4 protein-coding genes are annotated in these 2692 nt (G+C 28.6%); all 4 read left to right on the top strand.

Translation table 11 applies throughout. From position 1 onward, the window contains the following. The first annotated feature begins 255 nt into the window (after positions 1-255). The 4 genes from ACRDDY_RS09750 (at position 256) to ACRDDY_RS09735 (ending at position 2583) form a co-directional block, all read left to right on the top strand. Positions 256-1149: a hypothetical protein gene (locus ACRDDY_RS09750; RefSeq protein ID WP_438564758.1), complete on the top strand. Its 894-nt coding sequence runs from the start codon at positions 256-258 to the stop codon at positions 1147-1149. Positions 1150-1163: 14 nt separating this feature from the next. Then, positions 1164-1385, top strand: a complete 222-nt coding sequence (locus ACRDDY_RS09745) for a hypothetical protein (protein ID WP_291942097.1) — start codon at positions 1164-1166, stop codon at positions 1383-1385. Positions 1386-1579: 194 nt separating this feature from the next. Then, on the top strand, positions 1580-1894 hold the full coding sequence (locus ACRDDY_RS09740; RefSeq protein ID WP_438564757.1) for a hypothetical protein: 315 nt from the start codon (positions 1580-1582) through the stop codon (positions 1892-1894). Further along, positions 1885-2583: a ParA family protein gene (locus tag ACRDDY_RS09735; RefSeq protein ID WP_438564756.1), complete on the top strand. Its 699-nt coding sequence runs from the start codon at positions 1885-1887 to the stop codon at positions 2581-2583. Before ACRDDY_RS09740 ends, ACRDDY_RS09735 begins: the two co-directional genes overlap by 10 nt. Positions 2584-2692: the final 109 nt, after the last annotated feature.

Genomic DNA, 2692 nt, shown 5'->3' with positions numbered 1-2692 from the left:
ATTGATGATGAATTAAGAACTTATCTAATTAATTATGCAGTTAAATGTAGAGAACAATTAAGAATTGAAAACTCTGAAGTTGAAGAGAAGTTGATTAGAGAGAACAAAGAAAATTTAAAGAAATAAAAAAAGGCAGGTATACTCCCACCCATTCTCTGGCAGGAATATTATAGAGTATACCTCTCAATTTTGCAACACTTTTTTGTAAATTGAGAGGTTTTTTATTGGGAGAATATATCTCTATGGAGGAACAATATGAATGAAAATAAAAATATCAAATACACGATAGGAGCTGTCCAGCAATCTAAAGCTTTAGAATATGATTTAGATTTAAAAGATGCTTTTATCCTTACATACTTAAAAGAACTTACATCTAAAAAACTTATTCAAAAAGTTATAGATAATAACACTTACTTTTGGATTGATTATGATGCTCTAATTGATTATATGCCTCTTCTAGGAATATCTACAAGTAAAGTTTTAGGAAGAAGATTTGCAAAATATGAAGAGTTAGGTTTTATAAAAAGACACTTACACAAAAGTTATTCAAAAGCTAAAGGACAGTTTTCTGGATCATGGACATTTATAATGTTTGAAGAAAAATTCAATGAATTATTTGAAATTGGAAACATTGCAAACGATACTACAAAAATGAATGAAATACTTGAAGAAATGGGACTTCCTACCGAGGATACTCAAAAGTTCTCTCTGGAGTCACCGAGGGAACTTGAAAGTTCCTTCATTAGAGGGAACTCAAAAGGGCAGTCGGTAAATCACGAAGAAGTCAATAATAATGGGGCTTCTCAGGAATTCACCGAGGGAACTCAAAAGTGGTCTGTTAATTCTCCTAATCCTATAAATAATACTCCAATAAAGGCGGATGAAATTTTTCTTGATAAAAACCAAAAAGAGCAACTTGAGTTAATTCGAATTAAAGTTATCAAAAATATATTTGTTGCTAAAGCTATAAAAAAGAGCTTTGATAACTCTGGGAATTTTGTAAATAAGATTGTGATACCTGCACTAAAGAAAAATTCATTTGAAATTGTTTGTAAAGCTTTTAAAAACCTATACAACTGTACTCCACATGAAATAACTACTATTGCAGGAATCTTTTATAAAAATTTATTAATTCTTAAAAGTGCTTAATTGGAGGTATGAGTATGAGTCAAAATGAATTAAAAAAATTAAGAGAATCTTTAAAAAAACAGATTCAAACAAACAACATTGAAATCTCTAAAATTGAAAGAACTCTAAGAGATCTAAAAAGAAAAAATTCAAAACTTGAAGTTAAAGTTGCTGAAGTAAATGGTGAGATTATTAAAAACAATAATGGCGGTAAAGATATACCTGTATACTTCTGTGATACCAAAGGTATGATTTAAATAGATTTTACAAAAAATAAAAAAAGAAGGCTCAGCCGAAGCCAAACCCTCACGTTGCAATGAGAGTATAACACTGAGTCTTCCTTTATGTCAAGGGAGGAATTCAAATGGTATTGATAATCAAAGGTTTTTAAAGAAAAAAATATTAATTTAAATTTTATCAACTTAAAAAATTATATAACTTGGAGGAAAAAATGATAATAACACTTAATAAAAATGACTTTAAAAACCTTATGGAAACTTTAGAAAAAAATGAAATTGTTGAAGCTGCGACTTCAGTTGAAAAAATTACAATAGGATCATACAGACTTGTTTATGAGATTAAATTATCTGAAGAAACAGTTCAAATAAAAACACCATCTAGGAATATAGAAACTTTCTATAACAGAATACATAAATTTGCTGAGAAAAAAAATCGTATTGTTCCTGGAGAAGGAACCTTCTCACTTAAAGATGTTATAGAGGAAGAATTTGATATAAAATTATTGGAGGTAGAAGAATGTCAGTAATCTTAATTAAAAATAATAAAGGTGGTGTTGGTAAGAGTTGGATAACTCTCCAACTCGCTCATGGACTTCAGCATGTTACAAATAAAAAAGTTTTAATTATAACATCTGATAACCAGAATAATATTTTAGAATATGCGGGAAAAGAAAAAATAGTATCTGACTCAGGATTAGAAAAATGGATAAGAACTGGAGCTGGTGATCTTGTAAGATTAAGAGAAAAATTATTTTTTATACCTCTCAAAACATCACACCTTAACCTACAGTCAAAAGATAAGTTAAAAGAGCTATTTGAGGTATTTAAGCAAGAATATGCGTATATTTTAATAGACTCTACACCTGTTGTTGGAATAGATAAATACTTTGTAAATTTATCTGATAAAGTCGTTGTTCCTGGATTTGCTGATAAGGTAACTATAAATTCTATAACCTCTCTTTTGGAACAAACAGAAGTGAGAAAAATAAAATCAGTAGTTATCAATAGATGGGGAAAAACAGCAAAAGAAAAACACTACTATCAAGGACTTAAAGAAGTTTTAGAACCTTATGAGATACTATTAACTACTCCAATATCTCAAAGTGCAGTTATTGGAAAACTTATTGATGAAGGTAAAACTATCTGGGAATCTAATTCTAAAAAACTTAAAAATATACATGAAATATTTGTGAAAGTGATTGAGGCGATATTATGAATGCATTAGCTAGTTTAAGAGCAAAAGTACAAGAAGATTATCAAAGTTCATTTGAGTTTGAAAAATATGAAATTGAAGAAGATATAAAAAAAGAGGTCATTGAAAATGA

This window comes from Clostridium sp., from assembly GCF_051656525.1.
In the GTDB taxonomy this organism is placed as follows: domain Bacteria; phylum Bacillota; class Clostridia; order Clostridiales; family Clostridiaceae; genus Clostridium.
The sequence above is the reverse complement of the archived record's forward strand: the minus strand, read 5'-3'. Positions and strand labels throughout refer to the sequence as shown.